The 25657-nt window shown below is 36.8% G+C and carries 17 protein-coding genes and 2 pseudogenes; 3 read left to right on the top strand and 16 right to left on the bottom strand.

Annotated features, from left to right (window positions below; all coding sequences use genetic code 11):
* Nucleotides 1–14: 14 nt before the first annotated feature.
* From ACIQXQ_RS18540 to ACIQXQ_RS18530, 3 genes are all read right to left on the bottom strand, one after another.
* Complete coding sequence (locus ACIQXQ_RS18540) at nt 15–287, bottom strand: hypothetical protein (protein WP_402873015.1); 273 nt, start codon at nt 285–287, stop codon at nt 15–17.
* Between the two features lie 177 nt (nt 288–464).
* Nucleotides 465–1403 carry an MBL fold metallo-hydrolase gene (locus tag ACIQXQ_RS18535; RefSeq protein ID WP_402959404.1) on the bottom strand — a complete coding sequence of 313 codons (939 nt, stop codon included), beginning with the start codon at nt 1401–1403 and terminating at the stop codon, nt 465–467.
* Nucleotides 1404–1589: 186 nt separating this feature from the next.
* The gene (locus tag ACIQXQ_RS18530) at nt 1590–2183 is read right to left on the bottom strand and encodes a branched-chain amino acid aminotransferase (RefSeq protein WP_402959402.1); all 594 of its coding nucleotides are present in this window, start codon (nt 2181–2183) and stop codon (nt 1590–1592) included.
* Nucleotides 2184–2359: 176 nt separating this feature from the next.
* Between ACIQXQ_RS18530 and ACIQXQ_RS18525 the strand changes: the two genes are divergently transcribed.
* Together ACIQXQ_RS18525 and ACIQXQ_RS18520 are read left to right on the top strand one after the other, a co-directional pair.
* Complete coding sequence (locus ACIQXQ_RS18525) at nt 2360–3475, top strand: NAD(P)/FAD-dependent oxidoreductase (RefSeq protein ID WP_402959400.1); 1116 nt, start codon at nt 2360–2362, stop codon at nt 3473–3475.
* Nucleotides 3476–3823: 348 nt separating this feature from the next.
* Nucleotides 3824–5428 carry an esterase/lipase family protein gene (locus ACIQXQ_RS18520; RefSeq protein WP_402959398.1) on the top strand — a complete coding sequence of 535 codons (1605 nt, stop codon included), beginning with the start codon at nt 3824–3826 and terminating at the stop codon, nt 5426–5428.
* Nucleotides 5429–5662: 234 nt separating this feature from the next.
* Here ACIQXQ_RS18520 and ACIQXQ_RS18515 read toward each other — a convergent pair whose 3' ends face one another.
* The 11 genes and pseudogenes from ACIQXQ_RS18515 to ACIQXQ_RS18465 form a co-directional block, all read right to left on the bottom strand.
* Nucleotides 5663–6235 carry a tyrosine-type recombinase/integrase gene (locus ACIQXQ_RS18515; protein WP_402873024.1) on the bottom strand — a complete coding sequence of 191 codons (573 nt, stop codon included), beginning with the start codon at nt 6233–6235 and terminating at the stop codon, nt 5663–5665.
* Between the two features lie 807 nt (nt 6236–7042).
* Nucleotides 7043–8014 carry a UV DNA damage repair endonuclease UvsE gene (gene uvsE, locus ACIQXQ_RS18510; protein ID WP_402959396.1) on the bottom strand — a complete coding sequence of 324 codons (972 nt, stop codon included), beginning with the start codon at nt 8012–8014 and terminating at the stop codon, nt 7043–7045.
* A gap of 207 nt (nt 8015–8221) precedes the next feature.
* Nucleotides 8222–8719 (bottom strand): PCYCGC motif-containing (lipo)protein, encoded by a 498-nt coding sequence (locus tag ACIQXQ_RS18505; RefSeq protein ID WP_402959394.1) that lies wholly within the window; start codon nt 8717–8719, stop codon nt 8222–8224.
* 262 nt (nt 8720–8981) lie between these two features.
* A pseudogene (locus ACIQXQ_RS18500) lies at nt 8982–9548 on the bottom strand (helical membrane plugin domain-containing protein); the annotation flags it as partial.
* Entirely contained in the window at nt 9541–12504 is a 2964-nt protein-coding gene (fdhF, locus tag ACIQXQ_RS18495; protein ID WP_402959392.1) for a formate dehydrogenase subunit alpha, read from the bottom strand. The pseudogene ACIQXQ_RS18500 and the gene fdhF, both read right to left, overlap by 8 nt.
* A gap of 230 nt (nt 12505–12734) precedes the next feature.
* Nucleotides 12735–14687, bottom strand: a pseudogene (gene pulA / locus ACIQXQ_RS18490) (type I pullulanase); the annotation flags it as partial.
* Nucleotides 14688–15122: 435 nt separating this feature from the next.
* Nucleotides 15123–17249, bottom strand: a complete 2127-nt coding sequence (locus ACIQXQ_RS18485) for an ATP-dependent Clp protease ATP-binding subunit (RefSeq protein WP_402959390.1) — start codon at nt 17247–17249, stop codon at nt 15123–15125.
* Between the two features lie 201 nt (nt 17250–17450).
* Entirely contained in the window at nt 17451–17855 is a 405-nt protein-coding gene (locus tag ACIQXQ_RS18480; protein ID WP_402873229.1) for a C40 family peptidase, read from the bottom strand.
* A 228-nt stretch (nt 17856–18083) separates the two neighbouring features.
* Nucleotides 18084–18710, bottom strand: a complete 627-nt coding sequence (locus ACIQXQ_RS18475) for a metal-dependent hydrolase (protein WP_402959388.1) — start codon at nt 18708–18710, stop codon at nt 18084–18086.
* Between the two features lie 896 nt (nt 18711–19606).
* The gene (locus ACIQXQ_RS18470; RefSeq protein ID WP_402959386.1) at nt 19607–20956 is read right to left on the bottom strand and encodes a glycosyltransferase family 2 protein; all 1350 of its coding nucleotides are present in this window, start codon (nt 20954–20956) and stop codon (nt 19607–19609) included.
* A 20-nt stretch (nt 20957–20976) separates the two neighbouring features.
* Complete coding sequence (locus tag ACIQXQ_RS18465; protein WP_402959384.1) at nt 20977–21738, bottom strand: glycoside hydrolase family 16 protein; 762 nt, start codon at nt 21736–21738, stop codon at nt 20977–20979.
* Between the two features lie 773 nt (nt 21739–22511).
* On the opposite strand from ACIQXQ_RS18465, the gene ACIQXQ_RS18460 reads away from it, so the two are divergent.
* Entirely contained in the window at nt 22512–22730 is a 219-nt protein-coding gene (locus tag ACIQXQ_RS18460; protein ID WP_402959381.1) for a hypothetical protein, read from the top strand.
* Between the two features lie 1077 nt (nt 22731–23807).
* Here the strand turns inward: ACIQXQ_RS18460 and ACIQXQ_RS18455 are convergent.
* Together ACIQXQ_RS18455 and ACIQXQ_RS18450 are read right to left on the bottom strand one after the other, a co-directional pair.
* Nucleotides 23808–24761, bottom strand: coding sequence for a methionyl-tRNA formyltransferase (locus ACIQXQ_RS18455; RefSeq protein ID WP_402959378.1), 954 nt, complete (start codon nt 24759–24761; stop codon nt 23808–23810).
* 79 nt (nt 24762–24840) lie between these two features.
* The gene (locus ACIQXQ_RS18450; RefSeq protein WP_402959377.1) at nt 24841–25653 is read right to left on the bottom strand and encodes a hypothetical protein; all 813 of its coding nucleotides are present in this window, start codon (nt 25651–25653) and stop codon (nt 24841–24843) included.
* Between the last annotated feature and the right edge of the window lie 4 nt (nt 25654–25657).

The following is a 25657-nucleotide window of genomic DNA, read 5'->3' as shown; positions in this document are numbered from 1 at the left end:
GCTGTCCTATTTTCCTAACTTAAAGAATTATACGTATCGATCAGCAGATTAAGTTGTTTAATATCCTCTCTTCCTCTGATTCCTCTGCAAAGATCCGCCATCTTTTGTAACATGATTATTTGTTGTTCATATTTAAAAGCTTTATTATTGCTCTCCACTCTACTAGTCTTTTTATCGACATTCGAAATTATTAATCCTAAAAGCCGGTTTTTAATTTTCATTTGATTAGTAAGCTCTTTAACGAAATGTTCTTTCTTTGCTTTATCCCAAAATAATACTTTGTCCACGGAGTACCCTCTTCCTTTCACTTGATTATTAGTATAAACTTCGAAACAAAAAAAGAATAATGGTAAATCTCAACTTCAATTGTAAGATTACAATGGGATAGAACAATGTTGGCAGTTTTTTAATATTGAATATATTGGGTCAAAACGATAAAAAAGCTCATAAAATGAGCTTAATCATTAAATCGATTGGTAATACCAAATCCCATCTCTTTTATATTTTCGGCATTTTCCTTTGGAATGGAGATACTCTAGGTGAGCCAATGTCTCCCCAATTGCAAACCGAGATTCGTGAGTCGATAGGTGTTTGAACAGAATCTTACAAGCAGCTTGTATAGTGGTCGGTTCTTTCATATTTTCATAGGCTACATGTAACCGTTCTTGGTGGTGATCTAATAATTCCGTAATTCTTTTATTTGCGTCTTTGAAGGGCTTTCCATGTGAAGGAATCACATAGTCTACATGTAACTTCTGAATTTTCTTTAAGGAAGTAAAAAAAGCCTCCAACGGATTGCTGATTCCTTGAAACCAATAAGATATGTTTGGAGAGATTCTCGGCAATATATGGTCAGTAGAAAAAAGAATGCTGTTTTCCTTATTGTATAAAGTAATTAACCCGTCTGAATGTCCTGGTGTAAAAATCACCTCATACTCTAGCTTGCCAAATAAAATCTTCATTCCTTCCTCAAGATGATGGTTAACCGTGGGATAGGGCTTTACCTTTGGAATAAAGCTGCTTTCATCACTAGATAAGGCTTGGGCTAAATCCTCTTCCATACCGCATGATTCATAATTAGATTTCAGGAAATCGAGTGTTTCAGGTTCCCAATAGGTAGTGCCTGCTTTTTCATCCACTTCCGTCATCCACACATCAGCACCCGTTAACCGTTGTAAATGACCTGCATACCCAAAGTGGTCGGGATGATAATGAGTAAGGATAATATCCCCTATTTCATGTTTTTCGATTATCGGTTTCCATATATCACGTGCTGTTTGGTTGTTTAATCCTGCATCGATAATTGTCCACCCATTCGCTCCTTCGGCTAAAAAACAATGCACGTGATCTAACCTAAAAGGCAATGGAATCGTCACTTGTGTAACTCCCAATTCATTCAGCAAATATAATTACTCTCCTTCTAATTCTGGATTTTTTATATTAAATAAAAAGAGAACTAAATAAGAATTCAATGTTATTTACTAATTCGGCACTTTTTCAATAGTTCCTTTAATTTGGTTATGACAATAAAAATAAAAGGATGCACATGAAGACCCCCATCAAACAATGATGGGGGTCATTCATCTATTTTATTGTTCTTCTTCGATTGCTTCATTGAGGTTAAAAAGAAAATGGTAAATTAGTTGGAACGCTTCACCTAACGTCATCTCTTCCTTAAATCCTTGTACAGCATTCAAGGCAAAATTAACGTCCCATAGCCCGTCACCTTGGTTAAATATCATGCTGAATGTTCCCATATCTCCTTGAAGTTCTTGATTGAAATATGCTTTAAGTGCGTCTCCCATTTTTTTCTGGAATTTCAACCCGAACATGGCGTTATAAGTGCCGAATACATCATCTACTTCCAAAGAAAGCGCCTCAACTCCAATTAAATCAAACCAAGATGATTCAAAGTAAAGGAATTCATTTTTATTCGTTTTTAAGTATTCAAGCGGCTGTGTTAGAAATGCAGCGGTTTCTTCTTTAATCAATTCTTCGGTTTCTTTATCACTGAGTTCGATATAAGCATCAGTAAAGCGGGTAGTGTTTTCGATTTCTTCTATAGTTATATCATCAGCGAGCAACTGATGCTTTTTTACATACGCCTTTTCTTCTGTATATAACTCAATCGTATCTCCATTCAAAGTCTTCGATATGTATGTTTCCATTTGTTTTCTTAACATCGGTATTCGTCCTCCTAATATCTTTTCAAGCCTTTTCCTCTTAATCATAGCATAACTTACAGAGATAAAATAACTGTGTGAATAATCAAATACCATTCAAGATGTAGCAATCGGATAGTGTCTTCGTTATAGTTATAGAAGAACGTTTACACATATGAAAGAAATGGGATGTTTATATGCAAAAAATCATTATAATAGGTGCAGGGATTTTAGGCGCATCCACTGCCTACCAGCTTGTGAAAAAAGGCGCTGAAGTAGTCATTATAGATCGTCAAGATAATGGGCAAGCCACCGCTGCTGCGGCAGGTATCGTTTGTCCTTGGATATCGCAGAGACGTAATAAAGCATGGTACCATCTTGCTAAAAATGGGGCCCGCTTTTATCCAAGTTTAATTAAAGAGCTTGAAAATGATGGGGAAACAGAGACAGGCTACGCTAAAGTAGGGGCCATCAGCTTACATACTGATGAAGAAAAACTGATTGGCATGCAAAAAAGAGCGACAAAGCGTAAGGAAGAGGCTCCTGAAATTGGTGATATCACCATGCTCAGTGTGGAAGAAACACGTGCTCTCTTCCCGCCACTTTCGGATGAGTATGCTGCGGTTCATATAAGTGGTGCGGCACGGGTTGATGGTCGCGCGTTACGAGATAGTCTATTGCGTGCGGCACAAAAAAATGGAGCGACATTGATTCATGGTGATGCTTCACTGAACTTCGAAGAAAATTCTGTAACTGGTGTAATGGTTGAAGGCAATAGCATGGTTGCGGATAAAGTAATTGTCTGTGCAGGTGCATGGGCGTCTCATTTACTTGAACCATTAGGAGTAAACTTTCAAGTTAGCTTCCAAAAGGCGCAGATTATCCATCTAGCATTACCAAATAGCAACACAAATAACTGGCCTGTCGTAATGCCCCCTAGCGATCAATACATATTAGCTTTCAATGAAAATAAAATTGTAGCAGGAGCCACTCATGAAAATATGGAGGAATTTGATTACCGAATGACGGCAGGAGGTATGCAGGAGGTTTTTGATAAAGCTTTACATACTGCGCCAGGTTTAGCCGAGAGTACATTTACTGAAGCAAGAGTCGGCTTCCGTCCCTTTACCCCTGGCTTCCTTCCGGTCATTGGCCCCCTTCCTGATTGGGATGGCATCATCGTAGCCAATGGACTTGGTGCTTCTGGTTTAACAATGGGACCTTATATTGGATCTCAACTGGCGAACCTTGCTCTTGACAGGGAATTAGACATTGATTTAGAAAACTATGACGTAAAGGGTGCAATAATGTAAATCTTCATTTCGACTTAAGTAGAACAAAAAGACCAAGGAATAGATTAATTCCTTGATCTTTTTGTTTTGCTTCTTAATTAATCTATCATAACTATATTATGTAAACTAAACATTTGCTCCCATCGCGAACAACATTTTATCACGGAGAAAACCCCTATATACCTCTTGGACCATTTTTTTCACTCATATCAGTTACTTTATCCTGTTTATCTTCATTCTTCGATGGTATGAGCTAGACTTATTCACTCATTTTATTAAAAATTGAAGGAATAACATAGGCGACGCCTGAATTTAAACTTAAGAGTCAAGGTTGGTTTTGGAAATTATAAAGCACAAGGAGGAATGTGTATGAAAAGAATATGGTATCAAATCATTCTTGTTACTTTTCTATTTTCATTATTTTTGTTTATGAATTGTCCATCTAAAACTTCAGCTGCAGAAATCGAGCCCTATGGTAAGCTAAAGCCCCCCAGTGAAAGTTTTACACCTGGTGATTGGTTTCTAGGCAGCACCCCTCCTAATTATAACTCAAGTAAGCCGCCCATCGTTTTTGTTCAAGGGAAGAACGGATCTTCAACCAGTTGGTACGGTGAAACGGAATATCATGGAATCAATGATATGTATACAAAAGCATACGAAGCGGGGTATCAAACGGTTTTTGTTCAGCTTTATGATGCAGCAGGAAATGGATCTTCCAGTCAATATAAGAATGGGAGGCTATTAGCTACTAAGCTTGGTCAAATCAGTGCACACTTTGGTGGAAAAAAAGTGAATATTATCGCTCATAGTAAAGGGGGACCAGATACACAAGCTGCACTAGTCACATATGGAGCACATCCATATGTGGGTCGAGTTATAACCCTTGCCTCCCCTCACCACGGTTCCAACTTAGCCGATTTGGCTAACAGCTGGTATGCGGGATGGCTAGCTTCTCTTCTTGGAGCAAATGATGAAGGAACGGCTTCGTTACAAATTGGACAGATGGCTGAATTTCGCTCTGTCATCGATAACCATGCAAATTCAAGGAAAAATAAATACTACACGCTTACCGGTACCAATCAGGGGCCAGCACTGTCTGCATTATCAATTGGAGGGCTGTATTTATCATCCTATGGCAGTAATGATGGGCTCGTCAATGAGTGGAGTTCAAAATTACCCTATGGTACCCATCTCTTTACTGATAGCAAATATGATCATGACAATATCCGTACAGGATCCGCTGTTTTCTCAAGAATTGAACCCTATCTACGCAGTTCCTCGACTGCAGGGATTGCTAGTTTAAGTGAACAGCCTGCCAAAGAAGAAATTATTTCGACTACACACAATCAAATTATCCACGGTGGTCCTTTACAATCAAATAATTGGATAGAACAGCCTATCCCTTTGAATGAATCAACTAAAGATGGTGAAGTAACCATTTATACGGCAACTGCAGATGTTGATATAGAACTAATCTCTCCATCAGGAGTGGTTTATCCAACCTTCCAAGTTTCACAGGCTTCTAAAGAAGAAATGTCTTTTCTTGCAGGTGCCTATATTCACACTTTAAAACAAACGAATATGGAACCTGGAAAATGGATTATTAGAATGAAGACAAAGGCCCAGCAAGATGCGTATTTACTTACCGCAAAAGTGGATGACAAGGAGCCGCTTGTTCTTGAAATGCCAGGGAAAGTAAAGCAGAATGATGCACAGTTTGTACTTAAATCTCCTGTCAAAACCAACCTCTTAACCAACCCATTAACATTTGATGTTCACCTAACAGACGAAGAAGGTGTTGAAATTAAAAATAAGGGTTCTCTTAATAAAGTGAATTCAGGTACCTACTTTGGTAATCTTCCGGCCGTCCCAAAATCGGGGACCTATAATCTAACGATCGATGTAAAAGAAAAAAATATGACTGGTCAAATGGTGAATCGCACCATTGTTCGTTCTATTTATATTAATAAGTAAGGGAACCACTGTCCCAAACTGTCGTTTACTTGGCGGTTTGGGAAGATTTCTAATTAATATGAATAAAATAAGTTTTAAATTGGATAGTTTCTATAGTGAGAGGCTAAGAAGTTTTTACTCTTTCGAATTAGTAACGAATCACTGCTATTTATTTATTTTTCTATCACTATTTTACCTTGTTTACATAATGCTATTATGGGCAATATAAAAAAAGACCATTTCTGGTCCCTTTTTTCAAAAATAAAAATCCATCAATGTTTCATCCATCAAATCTTGAGTGAGTCCTATGTATATCATGGTGTCTTTCGGATTAGAGTGATTAAGGATTTGTTGGAGCAAAGCTATATCCTTAAACTTCTGATAATGGAGATAACCGAAAGTTTTTCGGAGTGTATGTGTCCCCACGTCTGGAATGTCAGCCATTTCAGCGGCCTTATTCAAAACACGATAGGCTTGAACCCTGCTTATGGGACCATTGCCTTTGCGACTAGGAAATAAATAGTCATCATTTTTTAATTTCATTTTTTTTACATACTTTCTTACTTCTTTACGAAGTTGTGGGTTGACTATGAAACGTTTAATTTTTTCAGTTTTTTGCTCAACAATGACAATATGCGTCCCTTCCAATATATCCCGGACGCGTAATTTTAAGAGATCACCAATCCGTAGACCGATGTTGATTCCAATAGAGAACATCATGTAATCACGGTAGCTGCAATATTTTAATAGAGACTTTTTCATCTTATCTATATGATCTAGCCGGCGTATCGGCTGGACATTTTTTATTCGTTGTGAGGTCCTTTGCATCTGTCATTCATCTCCCCTTTTCCCTCTTTATATTGTACGTTAAGACGCAAAAAAAAGCCAAGTTTTTTGATTTTCATAAGGCTTATAAACGTTGATTTAAAGGGATTTCGAATGTATCAAAACAGGTCCTTTGTTACATTCGGAATATTTCGTTATATTGCGACGGAATATCATTAAAAAACATAGAATCTCATTAAACGATCTTATTGGATCAATACAGCTCATTTAGATTCTAAGATACCTATTACTATAGTTTTAAATTATAAGCACCTTAAAATGAGAATATGGAAGCCGTTTTTGATTCATCTTTGAGAACGCTCTGTCGATTTTAATGAATTTCACACTATATTGGTGTTAATCATTTCGAAATATCATGCTGGTTCACGAAGACATTCCATTTTCTTACTGAAAATAATATTTTCATAGTTTGGATTCTAAACTCGTTCTATATGAGAACTTTCTCCTTCCAATAATGGCAAACAGAGCATCAATGCTCTCAAATTAATTATATGGCACCTTGTGTAGATTTAGATCGTTTCGATACCTATTACTCTAGTAAAATAAAATAGGTGCCTTAAAACGGAAATATGAGCCTCGTTTTTTTTGAGAATCTTCATATTTTCTGTATAGTTTCAGAGATTAATCATAACTTGAAATTACGCCAGTCATCACCATACTTCTTCTTTTTCATTTTTGTTTCTCTATTTAATTACCATAATGTTATTATGTAAACTAAAAATAAATACCTGATAAATTAATAAAAGTCAACTATTAATTCACCAAGGATTTAAAAATTATTATCTTTCATCAGTGTATAAAAAAGCTCCCCCCATTAATGATTTTAATTTCAGGAAATTCTTTTATTTGGTCCATTAACTGGAATAGAGCTCCATCCTTTTGTTTTGCTTCAATCATACAATCCAACTGTGGTAAACTCCCCTTGATTTCCCGTAAAAAATCGACAAACATATTAACATCCACAAAATCTGCATGTGCTCTAAATTCTTTTTCATTCCTAGGACTAGAAATGTGCATTTTGGGTGGTAATTTCGAATAGTGCCATGTATTGAGGATACGACCCCAATGCTCGCTCCAATTTTCATCCTTAGAATGGTGAGCTAGATAGTGATGATAATCAAATACAAGAGGTACGCCCAGTTTTTCACATAAGTAGAGTGTCTCTGATAAAGTAAAAGTCGTATCGTCATTCTCAAGGATAATCATCCTTTGAAGAGATTCTGGGATGATCCCCCAATTTAGTATGAACTGTTCCAAAGCTTTCTCGTTTTCGCCATACCCTCCACCTACATGGAGAACACACCGATGCTCAGGATCAATACCTAGTTTCTTCAATAATAAAAAATGCATTTTCAGTGTTTTCATTGAAGTTTTTAGTATATCAATATTGCTACTATTCAAGATGACAAAATGATCTGGATGAAAGTCTATCCGCACTTCTGGATGAGATAGAAGGAAATCTTTTATCTTGTTCAGTTCATCCGCTAGCGGTTCAAGATAGTCCCATTTTGGTATTTCTGGATGGTTTACTAGAGGTATAAGTTTAGAAGAAAGACGAAAAAACTGGATATCATATGCAGCATTATGTATGAGAAGACGCCAGCAATTTTGGAGATTTGAAGCGGAAATCCTTTCTAACTTTCGTATCGCAGCTTCTTTATCTTTAATTTTAGTAAATTGTGCAAAAGTCATCGTTTGAGAAGGCGAACAATGTGGTACTTGATTGCTCATAGCCACATAACCAAGGCGGATTAAAGTCAATATTAAAAACTCCCTTGAATGTCTTATATGAGGAAGTATCCCCATAACTCCTATTATTATTACATCTTGAGCTTAGGATTTCTGATTGCAAGATTGGAATCAATGCCTACAATGAAAAAGGGATAAAATAAAGAAACAGATACATAAGTGCACCTGTTTCTTTATTTTGGATTTATTTTCATTCCTTTTTAGTACCTTAACTCTTACTTACACTTCAGGAGTCGGAGTTGGTTTAGCATACCCTTTTTTATAGGCTTTATCTACTTTGTCCCGAATATCCTTAATCGTCATTCCATCGTTTAAATCAAGGATGGATTGTGCAGCTATCTCTAGGCATACTCCACATTTCGTCCCATGATCATCCCAAACTACTGCTCCATTTTTTTTATTTTCATGGATAAAACAATCGTAATTGTTTTTGTGGCCAGCTTCCTCTCCACATCCACAGTAACACGGTATTTTTTCCAATAGCGCCTGGTTTTGGGCAACGGCTAAATAGATGGTTTTCATGTCTTCAGGTTTTCCAGAAAGAAACTCAGGTGCTGTAGCTTTTCCACTAGTTTCTTCCTGAACATCCCCTGAAACGGTATGGTCATGGCTCTCATGACTAGTTTCTTTCTTCACTTCACTTTTCTCTTCAGTACATGCTGAAAGTAATAAAGACGAACACATACCGAGAGTTAACGCTGTGTATTTAAGTTTCATTTTTACACTCCTTGAAAATTTTGGTTACCCTTATTTTATGTGTAAAAGTTTTAAACTACAAGTGGATTGTTTAAATGAAACCTTAAAAAAGGACCCTCAGTATAAGGTCCTTCCCTCGTTATTATTTAATTTTATTTTGTTCGTTCTTTTGCCTCTTTGATAGAAGCGGAAGGGTCATGAGGGAAACCCCTGCTGCAATCCAAAGCCAATTACTGCTTTTTCTTGATTCTCTTCCGCTTTTACTGGGCATACTTGAACCGAAATCTTTCTTTGAAGTCGGTCTTTGAATGGTTGCCTGTTCATTTTCTTTATGAACTTGTTGATCTTCTGGTAATTGAGTGGTTCGTTCTAAATCACTTGTATCTTCTCCCATTCCTTTTAAGAAGGTCATCAATAACGTCATCGCTTGTTTTACTTCTTTGTCATTTAATGAACGTACCAATGAAAGGTAGCCGGATTTTTCATCCGATTTATCAATTTCTGCGACTCTGGCTATACCTGAATTCACCTTCAGGATAAGTGGCTCAAGCTGTTTAACATTTAGCGTTCCTAATGTTCCAAGCATGAGAAGAAGGTTTTTTAGAGTATTGGCTGTTTCAGGAGTATCCGCTGTTTTGACCAGAATATTCAGGACTTTATCTCCTTCCTTCAGCAGGCTGTTGACCATGGAAAGTATCCCACGGTCCTGCATGCCTTTCATGACTTCGAACGTTTCTTTAATGACCTCTTTATTTTCGAGAAGAGTTCTTTCAATATCTTCGAATTCAATTTTTCGCAATTCTTCTTCACTGAGTTCTATGCGATTGATTACTTTTGTCGCTTTAGCCACGGTTCCTCGACTCCTTTTTTATTTTTAAAAGGTCACCAGGGAAAATATAATCTTCACGGGCCCATTTTTTCTGTACTTGTACCCCGATTTGAGGTTGAGGATTACCATTACGATGGTTGATGCGAGGTAATGGATTTTCTCCTTTCGCCTTCAATACTTCCATTTTTGCCTGTACTTCTTTATAGGCTGGAGTATCCGTGTCTTTATCAGCATAGCTGCTGGTCAAAAAGTTGATGGCGCCATCTCCCGAATCATTCATTGGCAAGTAGACCTCTTTACCTTTCACTCGATTGGTAATGAGACACTGTATTTTTACATTTCCGTATGGAGAAGAAAGGCGGACTAGCGTACCATCCTCTAGGCCTCTTTCTTCAGCCAATTCAGGTGAAATCTCAAGAAATGCATTTGGAGTCTTGGAAGTGATTCCTTTCGATTTATATGTTAGATTTCCTTCATGGAAATGCTCTAATAATCTTCCATTATTCACATGGATATCGTATTCTTCTCCAAAATCGATTGGTTTTGACCATTCAACCGGGAATAGCCGTGCTTTCCCATCCGGGAATGGGAATTCTTCTGTAAATAGAAGTGGTGTATCATGACCATCTGCTGCAACGGGCCATTGAAGGCTATTGTATCCTTCTAACCGCTCGTAGCTTACACCTGCATAAATTGGTGATAAGCGAGCGGCTTCATCCATGATTTCACCTGGGTGAGCATAATTCCATCCGGCACCTAACCTATTTGCCACTTCCATAATGATTTGCCAATCAGGTTTAGAGTCACCAAGGGGTTCAAACACTTGGTACAATCTTTGAATACGGCGTTCCGTATTTGTAAACGTACCCTCTTTTTCAAAACTTGGGCTAGCAGGAAGAACGACATCCGCAAATTCAGCAGTTTTGGATAAAAAGATATCTTGTACTACGAAAAAGTCCAGCTTTTCAAACGCATCATGTACATAGTTGATATTGGAATCGACTAATCCCATATCTTCCCCTTTTAAATACATGGCCTTTAAGGTGCCTTCATGGATGCCCTCGACCATTTCGTGATTGTTCAGTCCAGGCTTTGAAGGTACTGGTGTGCCCCATATTTTTTCATACTTATCCCGGACTTTTTTATCTGTCACCATTTCATATCCAGGAAGTTTGTCCGGCGTACTACCAAAGTCGCTGGCTCCTTGAACATTATTATGGCCTCGTAAAGGATAGGTTCCTGTTCCTGGTTTCCCATAGTTACCAGTAATAAGCATGAGATTGGAAATGGCGGTACTTGTATCACTTCCACCTATATGTTGTGTTACACCCATAGCCCAAAGGGAAACAGCACTGTTAGCTTCATGAAGTGCTTCTGCAATGGCGATTAAGTCTTTTTTGCTTACTCCCGTGTGCTTTTCTGCATAGTCCATTGTAAAAGGTTCCAGGCTTCTGATGTATTCATCCATGCCATTCACACGATCCTTGATGAACTTTTTGTCCGCCCAGCCTTTATCGATGATATATTTGGACACGGCTGATAACCAAACGATATCTGACCCTGGAGCTGGTTGAATGAATAAATCAGAGCGTTCAGCCATTTCATGTTTTCTGATATCAGCAACGATTAATTTTTGCTTTCCAAGTTTATGTGAACGTTTGACCCTGGTCGATAAAACTGGATGAGATTCTGAAGTATTCGATCCAATAATCAAAACAAGTTCAGATTTTTCTATATCCTTAATTCCACCTGTATCCCCACCATAACCGACGGTCCTGAACAAACCAACGGTCGCTGGGTTTTGGCAATATCTAGAACAGTTATCGACATTATTGGTTCCAATAACGCTTCTGGCCAATTTTTGCATCAAGTACGATTCTTCATTTGTACACTTTGAGGATGTAATGAAGGCTAAAGAATCAGGTCCGTTTTCTTTTTTGATTTCAGTGAATCTCCTAGTAATTAAATTCAGTGCCTCTTCCCATTCGGCTTCGCGGAAAGCATCGCCTTCCCTTATCACTGGCTTAGTTAGCCTTTCTTCACTATTCACGAAATCCCAACCGAATTTACCCTTTACACAAGTAGAAATACCATTTGCCGGTGCTTCTGCTTGTGGTTCTACTTTTAATATTTTTCTATCTTTTGTCCACACGTCAAAGCTGCAGCCTACACCGCAATATGTACAAACGGTCTTTGTCTTTTTGATTTTTGCATCACGCATGGCAGATTCCATATCAGAAATGGCTAAAATAGATCCATATCCAGTTTCGACATTTTTGGTAATTTCAATCATTGGTCTAAGGGTTTGTTTAGCAATGCCTGTCAAAAAGCCCGCTTCCCCTTCCATTCCTTTTTCCATCATCGCGTTACATGGGCAAACAGTTGAACAATGGCCGCATGATACACATGATGATTCATTTATAGGAACATTATTATCCCAAATGACCCGTGGTCTTTTGGCTTCCCAATCAATCGATAATGTTTCTGTTACTTGAACATCTTGACAGGCTTCTACACACCGACCACAAAGGATGCATTGATCAGGGTCATATCGGTAAAATGGATTGGATTGATCCACTTCATAAGGTTTTTGATCAAACGGAACACTTTGGTGGTTCACTTTCATTTCTTTCACCGTATTGTGGATTTCACAACCGCCGTTATTATAATCACAAACCGTACAATACAATTCATGGTTATATAATATCTTATCCATTGCCATTACCTGTGCTTCTTTCACATCAGGTGCTAATGTATCAATCACATCTCCGTCTTTGATTTCAGTTGAACAAGATCTCACAAGTTCACCATTTACGCTAACGAGACACGTATCGCAAGTTTCAATCGGCCCTAAGCTTGGATGATAACAAACACTAGGAACCTCTATTGAACTATCATTAAGCATTTGTAGCACTGTTTGGTTGCCATCCAGAACTGTCTCCGCTCCATTAATTTTTATATGTACTTTTTCTCGCAAAATAAACTCCTCCTAATACAAGTGGTCAATCTATAAATCTAATTTACCCTGCTTAAAAACGCCTTAAACTTGTTAAAATAATGGATAAGCACATCTGTCCTGGATTCTTCCGGTACTTTTGATAGCATTTTAGATTCAAACTTGCCATTAGAACGATTCATCTTATCTTTTTTCACGAAAAAAAGAAAGAACGCAATTTACCGTTCTTCCTTTTCGGTTCTCATGAGATATTAATCGGCAGCACTTTTTATCACAAATGAACTTAAGGGTGATACGTTAATATGACTACTATGAATTACTTCTATTGTTTCTAGACCCGCTTTCTGTCCATTAACTAAAAGTGACCACTTTTTTAGATGAGGCAAAGTAATGTCGATTGAATGCCAGTTTGCATTATGAACGACAACTATATTTGAATCTTCTGTCATTAATGAATAAGCTATTACATTTGCAGGAGCATCGAGGAACATCAAGTGCCGTTCAATCTCTTCAGCCGAAGTAAGTCTAAATACAGGATGTTTTTTTCGCAAAGCAATTAATCCTTTTACATACTCTACTTCATGGTCGAATTCCGCTCTTCGTTTCCAATTCAGTCGATTGATCCAATCTGGGGATTGATAGCTATTTTCATCTCCATCTTTTGTTCGCATGAATTCTTGACCGGCATGTATCATGGGGATTCCCTGAGATAACAATACGACAGCAGTTGCCAATTTATGCATCTGTTTACGTTCTTCATCTGACACGTCAGGTTGGGTGATGACAAGCTTATCCCATAAAGTATAATTATCATGAGCCTCTACATAATTTATGACCTGGGATGGGGTCTGGTACGTAGCTAAATGATCATCGTATTTCAATCCACCAGCAATTCCCCTTTTTACGATATCTTCCATGCCTTGTTTGCCGTTGACAAAGCCCCTATCGTATTTATCCATTACAAAACCTTTCAAGCCATCTCTAATGGCGTCATTAAAATGAGCAATACCCGGCATCTTATGCGCGTTTTTCTGGTTTGCCTTCAGGGAAGCATCCAGTGGTGTATTCATATCCCATCCTTCACCTAACAGAATGATAGACGGATCAATTTCATGAACAGCTTTTTTCACCTCATTCATCGTCTCCACATCATGAACCCCCATAAGATCGAACCGGAAGCCATCGAGGTGATACTCTTTTGCCCAATAAACCACAGAGTCGACAATGAATTTACGCATCATGTTATGTTCGGAAGCGGTGTCATTCCCTACCCCCGTCCCATTAGACAGTGTTCCGTCTTCGTTAAAGCGGAAAAAGTAATTGGGTACGAGTTTATTAAAATTTGAGTCATCCACTGTATATACGTGATTGAAAACTACATCCATGATGACACGTAAACCTTGATCATGCAGCGTTTGAATCATCTGCTTTAACTCTCTAATTCTAAGTTTCGGCTGATAAGGGTCCAATGAGTAGGATCCTTCCGGTGCATTAAAATTTTTTGGGTCGTATCCCCAGTTATATTGAGGCTCAGTCAATCTCGTTTCATCTACCGTAGCAAAATCAAATATGGGGATGAATTGAACATGAGTTACACCTAAGTCCTTAATATGATTGATTCCTGTTTTCGTACCATATGGGCTTATAGTATCTGTTTCAGTCACACCTAAATATTTACCTTTTTGTTGAATCCCACTGTCGGGATGAATTGATAAATCCCTGATATGAAGTTCATATATAATCGCATCCTCCGGTTTAGCTAATGGTGGCTTATCAGTACTCCATTTTTGGGGATTAGTATCATTTAAATTAATGACTACCCCTCTATTCCCGTTAACCGTGACGGCACGGACGTATGGATCCACAGCTTCATTCCATACATTACCGACTTTCACTTTGTATGTATATATCAAGCCATCTTGATCACCTGGAAGTTCAGCCGTCCACGTTCCCTTCTCCGAGCGCTTCATATCAAACTCGGTACCAACAGGATCATCCCAACTTTTATACGTAACAAGCTTAGCTTCACTTGAAGTAGGTGCCCAGAGACGGAAAGCTGTTCGATTTGGGTGAAAGTCATTCCCTAAATCATTGCCATCATAATAATAAAGGTTATCCATTTCTTGCGGGCTCATTGGGTCAATTTCTGCAACCGGCAAGGAGTCCAGAATTTTTTCGATTTCTTTTTCCTTAGGTGCTTGATTGGTATTTTCCTCTTCGAAATAAGAAAGTGAATCTTTCATAGGTCACTCCTCCAATGAAATTCCCCTTATGAAATAGGAATTCGTTTTTTTATATACTATTTTGATTTCATTTGAATGGCCCAATCCATAAAAGTGAATACACTTTCTTTTAATTCCACAACTGTTTCATCATCAAACATATACCATTTCTCCCATTGTTAAACAATATTATATACTATGCTCTCTGCAAAAAGAAATAAGTCCTTGTTTATACCTAACAATTTTTTTATTGCAGTTCCTTCAAGTAATTGATATCCTTATGAAAAAAACTATTTCAAACTAAGACTTCATTAAAAGAATTCTAATTATTAAACTAAACGAGCGGTCATTTAGAACGTTTTAAAAAATGCCCCCATTACAGTCATACTGTCTTGGAGGCATTTCTAGTACTAATCATTATGAATTGATAATTTTCAATTGGTCATCTTTAACGATAGCTTTGAAGTTTTTCACTTCAGGCTGTTCAAAAATATAGTCTGTTATGCCATCTTCAAGTTGTTCCTGAAGAACACGGCGAAGGGGTCTTGCACCGAATTGTGGGTGATAACCCATCTCAATCAATTTGTGCCTAGCTTCATCTGTCACGACAAGTGATAAGCCTTGAGCAATCAGGGTTTCTTCAAGTTCATGAATCATGATATCAACGATTTGTAATAAATCTTCTTTCTTCAGTGTGGAGAACTCAATAATACTGTCAAATCGGTTTAGGAATTCTGGTTTAAAGAAACTACCCAATGATTGTAGGATTGAAGCTTCTTCAACAGCAGTGCTCGTACCGAATCCCATAACTTTTTGCTTTTCACCGACTCCAGCATTACTTGTCATGATGATGACAGTATCTTTAAATGTCACAGTCCTTCCCTGACTATCCGTCAGACGACCATCCTCAAGAATCTGTAAGAACATATGCATCACATCAGGATGGGCTTTTTCAATTTCGTCCAATAAAATAATACTGTATGGTTTACGGCGAACTTTCTCAGTTAATTGTCCTGCCTCCTCATGACCAACATAACCTGGAGGAGAACCAATCAATTTAGAAACACTATGTTTTTCCATGAATTCACTCATGTCAAGGCGAATCATAGCTTCTTTATCGCCAAACAGTTCCTCGGCTAGCGTTTTAGCCAATTCAGTTTTACCTACGCCGGTCGGTCCAACAAAAAGGAAAGAGCCGGTCGGACGGTTTTTGGATTTTAAACCTGCACGGCTTCGACGAACAGCTTTTGCAACCTTTTTGACTGCTTCTTCTTGACCAATGACTTTTTTCATTAAGTTCTCTTGTAGGTGAACCATTTTTTTCTGTTCATCTTCTTGCAACTTGCCTATAGGAATTCCCGTTTTTTGTTCTATAATCCTTTGTATATCTTCTACAGTGACGTTCGGTTTAGCTGCATTGGCTCCAGCCTGTAGGGATTTTTCCAACTTTTCTTCTTCATCTCGAAGCTCGGCCGCTTTTTCGTAGGCTTCTTCTTTTAGAGCCTTTTCTTTTTCTTTATAGATTTGTTCAAGACGTTGTGTTACTACATCCTCTTGACTATATTCAATCGTCAAATTTTGTTTAGAGCCGGCTTCGTCCATTAAGTCAATCGCTTTATCTGGTAGAAAGCGATCTTGGATGTAACGATGGGAAAGTTCAACAGCTGCTTCCAGCGCTTCCTCAGTATATATGACTCCATGGAAAGACTCGTAACGATCTTTCAGACCTTGTAAAATGACTATCGCTTCTTCTGTTGTCGGCTCATCAACTTGTACGGGTTGGAATCGTCGTTCAAGGGCCCCATCTTTTTCAATTTTCCGATATTCAGAAAGGGTCGTTGCACCCACAAGTTGAAGTTCACCGCGTGCTAAGGCAGGTTTTAAAATATTCCCTGCATCCATTGAACCTTCAGCTGAACCAGCACCTACGATTTGGTGAATTTCATCAATGAATAGAATGACATTCTTTCTATCTTGTAATTCACTGATTAATTGTTTCACTCTTTCTTCAAATTGACCACGAATGCCTGTGTTCGTTACAAGAGATGCCATATCGAGTGAAAAAACCAGTTTGTTACGCAATTTTTCCGGGACCTTTCCTTCAACAATTGCTAAGGCCAATCCTTCTGCAATAGCTGTTTTACCAACGCCAGGCTCACCAATCAAAACTGGATTGTTTTTGTTTCGTCTATTTAACACTTCGATGACTCTTTTGATTTCTTCATTTCTTCCAATGACCGGATCAATGAGTCCTGCTTTTGCAACATCATTCAGATTGTGACCATACTCTTCAAGCAAACCTCCGTCTTTATCTTCTTGTACGGGTTTTGATGGAGGCATGTTGCTACTATTAAAAGGGTTGAATGAATTTGAAAATCCATCAAATTGGAACTTTCCTGTATCCATTCCTCCCATGGCTGCACCAAGTTTATTTCGTTCTTCTTTATAACAAGTGGAGCACAATTTGACATCATGCTGTTGCCCATTCATATTGAGATGAACCTGAATATTTGCTTGGTTTTCATGACATTTTTCACATAACATATGAGTACTCCTCCTTATTTATTATTACGAGTTATCATTTGACTTTGACTAACTTTGACCTTATGCCTTTATTATACATTGACCTTCTTTGACTTTCAAGAATTTTGCTTGACTAGTTTTAGTGCACATTTAATCTGTTAAATAAAAAAAGAGACTGAATTCAGCCTCAATTTCCGTTTCTATAAGGAATAGTTTTACTAATTATATACGTTTTGCCCCAATATACTGTGGTTTCCAATAACTATTATTCGTCTTTGCGTAGGAAACTCCCTTGGAAGATGCGGAGTGTATGAATTTATTGTCACCTATATATATCGCTACATGCGTTGGTTTTTTTGCTTTATTCGGTGAGAAGAACATTAGATCCCCTTTTTTCAAGGTTTTAACTTTCTTTCCTTTTTTGTAAATGTCAGCAGCTGTTCGCGGTAATGTCTTTCCAGCTTTGTTATATGAATATTTCACCAAACCTGAACAGTCAAAACCGGAAGAAGACATACCACCCATTTTATATTTCGTCCCTAATTCACTTTTAGCGGTTTTAATTGCTTTGGTATGATAAGATGCAGCTTCTACATTGTTTCCAGTAAAGGAACCAAATCCAATCATTGTAACTAACGACAATCCGACAAAAATTTTCTTTAACAATATAACTTACCCCCTGATGCAATATGCTAAACCTAATATACTAGAAAAGTCATAACATGCGCATCACAGGGACTTTACAATTATATTACATTAGTAGATTTAGGAAATAAACGATACTAAAATAAAAATCACCTTATATAAAAGGAAAGAAGCCGCAATGTCTCTATTAAAGAAACACTGCGGCTTTTCCTAAAATTCCTTTGAGAAAAATGGTAGCAATAACTTTACCCCCCGTTTATTAAACGGCAGAAACTTCATATCAGCCAGCAAATGACTTATGTACCCTAAAATGCAAGTAGTGAAAATCCCTTCAGTCCCCAATGTCTCTTGGAACTGAAACGCAATCACTCCAAAGAATAGAACCCCCGCTATCGAATGGGTATAACTACGGTGCGGTGTAAAGGAAGCTAATATAATATAAACTCCTAAAAGCCATAGCCAGCTAATATCTAAAGACAGCCCAGTCCCTAAAATACCAAGCCCTGTAAGAGTTAGCATATGTCTTTGTGTTATAAATGAAGAAATGATAATAATACCAATACCTGCGCCTACACCTAGCCATCTCTCCGTTTCAGAACTTGCTAGAAGACTATAAATGATCATAAGCACTCCGATGGTTTGAGCCAAAGTTCGAATGAATTTGTGTGAAAAGGTAATCTTATTACTCAACTTCCCGTCAATATCCATGTCAGGCATTAATCCTGAAACTCCACCTACACCGACTAGAAATAACGTGGTGGTTGGATCGGTCTGTAGAGTGTTCGCCGTTAGAAATCCTATTGTTGCCCCTATTGCCATATGTGCTGTTCCGTTCACTTTCTCTCCCCTGTTCCTCTAAGAAGTTAGCTTACAAACAAGAAACGAATGTTTGTTCGAATCTCGTCTTTTTAACTATACATTATTTTGGATTAATTTTCTTTAATTTAGGGAAGAAAACTTGCTTTTAACACAAATAGAACCATACATTTTTACTGTATGGTTCTTTCGGAAGTTTGTTTTTTAATTAGTGGAAGTAATGAGTTCGTTTTACGACTGACAATCTAATTTACTAAAGTCTTAAAAAACGAAAAGATTTATGCCAATTACTTGTTCGGAATAATATAGCTTCATGTAAAAGCTTTTTTCTTGATCCATCCTTTTCACGTATTCTATTTTTTATATTTCAAAAAACTAACTTGGTGTTCAAACAAGCTTTTTCGATTTTTTCATTCTTATATTAATTAGGATATGAGGATGCCATCTCTCAAAATCTCGACATATATGAGTAATGTTACTCTTTGGAGTCTGGCTAAATAAAGTTTCCACTTTATAGGGAGTATTATGAAAATTATCTAATGGCTGATTCAAATATTGTTATGACTTCCTATGAGTTATATCAATTTTCAGTACCCAAGGTTATAGATATATTTGGACCAATTTTGTTTTTTATCAAGCGCAGAGACTCTCCATTGTTTAGGAGTGACATATGAATATTGTCTCTAACAACCTGTACCTTTAATGGTAGAAATACATTGTATGACGGTACCAACATTCGACAAAGTAAATCCGTTCTTCCCCTTATAGCTGATATTCTTTTCGTTAATTGTGGAAATCTGGATACTCTCGAATATTCTCAAATAGATAATATATAGGACTATAAACTTATCTCTTGTTTTAACTTTACAACATCGGTTCCATAGTCCTATTTCCTTTTGCCTAATACTTAGGCATAGCTAGGCACTCTTTTTTGTAATTTCTACATTACCTAATCGCTTGACTTTATTCCAATTATGTTTGTCTTTTTCAAACACGTAAGAAAATGTGCCGAATAAATAGAAACTCATGTCCAAGAGTGGACGAAACGGCAGTTCGATAATAAAAAAGAGTATGAGTCGCACGTATTCAAACCAGCGATAGTTGTGACTATAACGGGTAGCGGACCAATAAGTGGTGACTCGGAAAACGAATTGTAAGACGACTGAAACCCCCATTAAGATTAGATGATAAATGGTAAAGAGGTCTGCAATAATTAAAATGGGCAATAAAATTATAGTTAAGATACCTAACACTGCCATGATAATTGCATCCCAAAAGAGGAAAAGTGTGAACCCTACACTGAGTGTGCGGAAAAAGGATTTACGATATTTAACTATACAATCAACAAAACCTTTTTGCCAGCGTATCCGTTGTTTATAAACGTCACGAAGGTTCTCAGGCACTTCGGTAAAACATACAGCTTCTGGAATAAAGATTAGTTTGGCCTGTTTCCTTTTCACTCGGATATATGTTTGGATATTCAATGTGATTTCCATATCTTCACCCAGGGTTTTCTTATAGCCGCCAATGTCATGCAGCACGTCCCGACGAAAAACACCAAAGGCACCTGAAACAATCGCAATCATTTTCATTTTAGATTGCGCGAATCTCCGAACATAAAAGGACATTAAGTAATCGGATAATTGATACTTGAGGATAGGGTTGCCTTTAAAAACAGGTTTGCCTGCTTTGTTATACATTTGTCCTACTTGTACCATCCCGCCAGCTGCAATAACATCGGGATTGTTGAATTCTTGGTTGACATAGATTAAACTATCATGTTGTAGAATACTGTCTGCATCGAGTGTAATCATAATATTACCTGTGGCATATGCGATTCCTGCATTCAGAGAATTGGCTTTACCTCCATTTTCTTTATCAATAATGTAAATATTGGGATACTTTTTAGAACGATACACTTCGTGAACCTTTGCGTATATGAGAGACCCTGATGGATTGATAACAGTGCGCTCAGCATCCAAAAGGTCGATCAACCGTTCTAAGGTATAATCATCGGAACCGTCGTTAATAAAAATCGTTTCGTAATTGGTATAGTTTAGTGCCAGTACTCCTTTCAAACAACTTTCGATAACCGCGGCTTCATTATAGGCTGGAATTAAAATGCTAATTGTATCTTCAGGGTGAATCTGCTTAAGTGCTTTCGGTTTACGACTATACCTAAATGTTACAATAATATAACTAAATTGGAATAAAACAACAAAGGTAAACAAAGCGGCAGTTGTGTATGTGAAAACATTCATTTCCATTCGTATTCCCCCATTTTTATCTATTTGCTGTAGTACCTTACATAATCAATTTGCATTTTCTTTGGGAATTTTTGTTTAGGTGATGGATCTGTGGCCCATTGTCCTCCAACAGATACGTTCATTGTTAAATACATAGGTTTTTGTGGGACGTTCTTTGTCATGGTATGTGTAACTTTTCCATCTAAGGTGAAGGTAAGCTTTTCCTTTGTCCAGATAATGCCGTAGACATGGAAAGCATCGTTGAGTGGTTTTTTTGTATCGGTGTGAGTAAAGTCACGTTGTCTTTTCTTTTTTTTATCTTCCCAGTGCACGACATTCCATAGGCGATTGGGTTCTTGACCCAACACTTCCATAATGTCGATTTCCGGGAATTCTGTCCTATCAAGGGGCTGTAACCAAAGTGCGGATAGTAATCCTTTTCCATCAGCAATCTTAGCTCTGATTTCGAGTCGTCCGTAATGAAAAGTCTGCTTGTTTTCTGTATATAATGCTCCTGATGTGTATGGGTCTTTCTCATAATTTTCCTTTTTCACATGGATGGTTAGAATGCCATTCTTAACAGTTAAGTTCCTGGGTAGGTAATATTGTTTTCGTTTTGCAGGCTTCCAGCTTGGTTCATTAATTAAGTTCCACTTAGTCTTATCAAGAGTATCGAACTCATCAGACCAAAGTAGTTTAGAGGCGGTCTTCTTTTTAGCAGTTACCGAGTAAATATCTGTTTCTTGGTGTCCACAACCAATCGTTAATAAAGCGGTTATAATACCTAACAGTACTTTTTTCATGAGCAGTATCTCCTACTTTCAAATCAGAACAAAACCCATTAAGTGATGGTGTCTTCAATGCCTGAATTGGATATTTTTGTTCAAGCATTTTTGGATAAGTGGAAACAAATGAACATTAAAATGCTTATACATGGGGCTATTAGTATAAATATTGATAATCTTTATACGTCACATTAATTCACCTCACTTTTTATTAATAAAGTACTTATGGATATAGTCCTTACATAAAAACCGTATTTTATTGGCATTTAATTTCTCCTCAACTCACTTTTAGCCAAACCCACAGCTGATCGAGTGCCCCTGTGTATAAAGGTGATGATTCTCAATAAAGAACAGAAAGTCTAAAGGTATCATTATTTAAAGGATTTTCTTAAAGATATTAAATAATAGATTTCATTGATTAAAAAAGCCTTTTACAGCCCTTTATTACTACAATTTAATTTAATAAAAGGAAGTAAGGCACTTGTTTTGTTCTTTATTGAGAACAACTATAAGTACAAAGTAACATCTCTTCTTATCATCTGTCAATAACTAGAAAAAATAATATGTAGACTAAAAAGTGTAGGCAAACCCCGTTTACAAAGAGCTATTAGTGAAAAAGAGGTTTTTAGCTAATTCTAGTAAGCATATTTAGTTGTACTTTCAAACCATGGATACTATATATGTTGATAAACTTTATACAAAAAATAAGGGCTGTACCAAAAGTCAGGTATATGACTTTTAGGTGCAACCCTTTTTATGACTGATTCAAAGAACTTTACAGAAAAATGAACTTGGAACAAACTTTACTACCACTCACCATTCAAGAGGAAACTACAACCCTAAATAACAAACTTCCTTATGATAAACAACAAACGGCTGGGAGTTTGGATATTCAGGATATCGAACCGGCTGGCTCATCACGTCACAGTGTTGAATCATTAGGGGATAAAGTCTTTTTCGAGTACTTTAAATTGTGGTGGGTGGACGTAGCTCTTACTGCCCCAAAGTGATTATGAAGGTCATTTTGTAGCCTAGTATATTCCTGCCGTAAAATTGCTAAACTGGTTGAAGAAAATATCCTAATAAGGTGGCTGGACCTTGAAGAAATCAGATTATTGAATGATATATGGCTTTCGCACACACTACTAATAGAAAAGCTCATTCCGAAGCTATTTGAAGAAATGAACCATTAACCAATAGAAGATTGGTACCTCACAATTGAGAACTTTTTCCTAGACATAACAAAAATTGAAACAAGCGCAACAAGTATTCATTTGAGAAAAAAATTGGCGTCGGAGTTTGAGGAGAAGCTATAAGAGGCAATTGAAGAAACGTACCAACAGATTCAGACCATTACCAATGAAGATGGTCATGAACTGTCTGCTAAAGACGAAACGTTCTCTTTATAGACCGAAGAAAATCCAACTCAAATTGGAAAAGCATTAGTGAAAAAGAAACGAGTGGTATCTAGAATGAAGAAGATGCCCAAGTACGAAAAGAAAAAAGATGGGTCAGCCCCTATTGAAATTAGTGCGGAAAGACTTAGAATCACGATAAGCGAAATATAAACAACATACGCTCTATTAGGCGATCAAAATATTTATTCAAAAACGATAAGGATGCGACAATTATACGAATGAACGATATCAAAATAATAAGGAAATCAAGACCTGGTCAACTTTGATCTCTTCCTATACTCTTTTTTTTACAAAAAAAAGACATTCGTCATGTAAGTAACTGGGCAAATGATGAACAAAAGGATGATACACCGTCAAAATAACCGAAGGTTTTATTTAGGCGCTACTCGACCGCATCCCGATAAGATTACAATGTACAAAGGTGACAGGAAACCGCCAAGTGCATATGTATTCAATTTATGAAGAACAACTAAAAGTGAGTTATGGTCTGATATCAAATGCACTTATTTACACTCGACGAAAAATTGAGGTAGAGGGTGTTTTTGGACATGATACCTAAAAATAAGTTTATTAAAGTCCAAAAAATATTACAAAACGAATAAATATTGTATAGTTCTGGCTTTATTTCATACCTTTCAATTGTATACTATATAGTATCTCAACTTTCTACTAGTTGGTTAATATGGTAAGTAAAAAATCTTTAATTGAAATATACTTAGTTAAAAAGATTTTGCCATTTTCACAGGCGACAAAATGTTTTCCTTTTTCTTTATATATCTTAGATGCTGTATAATCACTCATTGGACAGACCTCATAATTCATAATCTTCCATCTATAAATTCCTTTCGGTTGTTCAAGGGCATTAAGCCAGGACTCCGGTCCTCTTAATAAATGCCATGTTCTTTCTACAGACCAAGTCTCCCAATGAATCAAGTCGCTATGCTCATCTTTTAATATCTTTCGAGCTCTAATAGTTGTGCTTTCTAAGGGTTGCTTAATACGTGGTATATCTCCTTTTTCAAACTCATCGCATGCTTTTAGTATCATTTGGGCACCAATCTCTCCGATGGATTTCCTCTCCATTTCTGGAAATCTAGAACCTAGAGGTAAACTATAACGCTTTTGATAAATAATATCACCTGTATCTTCACCTTCATCAACAAAATGAAGTGTTACGCCAGGGTTTAATTCGGTATTATAGTAGGACCAAAACTCCGGACTATGTCCTCTGTAAGCTGGGAGTAAGGATGGGTGAAGATTTATTGAGGAGTACTTTGGTATTTCATAGATACTCTTTTTAAGTAACTCAGTCATTCCATAAATTATAATTAAATCTGGTGATAAATTTTTAACCCATTTCTCTAGGTTTCTATCACATCCACTATCCATATAGTAATAAGGAATTTTATACTTATTGCATAATTTATTTAATCCCTTTACTTTTCTATTGATAATTCTGAACAAAAGAAATACTATTTCCTTTATAGTCATTCTAGCTTTTTTTCTTATACCCGATTCTATAATTCCTACTGTTTTAAATCGTGAATCAATTAGAGGTTTCACTATTGGAGATAACCCAATAGTAATTATGATTATTTTTAGCGGGTCTTTCGATTTGTTCATACAAATTGTCCTCTTTCTTTATAGAATATAAAGGGCGAAAGTTATGAAAGGTTTATCTTTTTTTCACTTCTATATATATTCAGCTCTTTAGCCTGTCATATTTAAGACACTTCTTCCATTTAAGATACAGAAGATATACGTACACCCGGCCTTTCAAACTTTTAGGAATATAAACCCGTCGATCGTATTTACATATCGAGCCAAATCTTCTTTTGAAATCATTAATACCAGAACCCGTCTCTTGAAAAACTTCTCCACCGAAGTTATACCAATCCATCCCTCTTTTTTTAGCAGATTGTATTTCTTTCCAATGCCAGTACTTGTTTGCCCTACCTATTTTTATTTTATCTTCTTTCGTTGATTTAGACAGTCTGTTTGACACACCATATAACCCATATAATTGTTTACTTTCTCTGTCTATTAACAACATACCTGTACATAGAACATTGTTTTTTTGGTCCGATATTGAGGTCATAATTAATGAATCATTATCCCTTAAAGATAAAAGTTTATTGAGATTACACAATGAGATTTTCTTTTCTCTAGCGAATGAATTATATAAAGAATGAAATTTCTTAATTTGAACATTATTGGGATTTTCAAACTCAGTATAGATCAAATGGTCTTTTTCCATCGCTTTTCTAATATCGGCTCTCGTACTTTTATGAATTTTCTTGAAAATAATTTCTTCGTCTTGCTTTAAATCTAAAATATAATTCGGTATATTCAGTTCAATTGAATTGTTGGGTCTTTTGACTAATAATGACTCTGGATCAGAAAAGGAAAGTTCCATGTTTAGTAGAACATCAGTTTGACTTGTTATGTCTATAGATCTTTTTTTCCCCATTCTTTCAGTTATACTAAAAATATTTTTGTTGTAATTAAACTCCAATATA

The sequence above is a fragment of the Peribacillus sp. NPDC097198 genome, assembly GCF_044762055.1.
Taxonomy (GTDB): Bacteria; Bacillota; Bacilli; order Bacillales; family DSM-1321; genus Peribacillus.
This window is presented reverse-complemented; position numbering and strand designations above follow the sequence as displayed.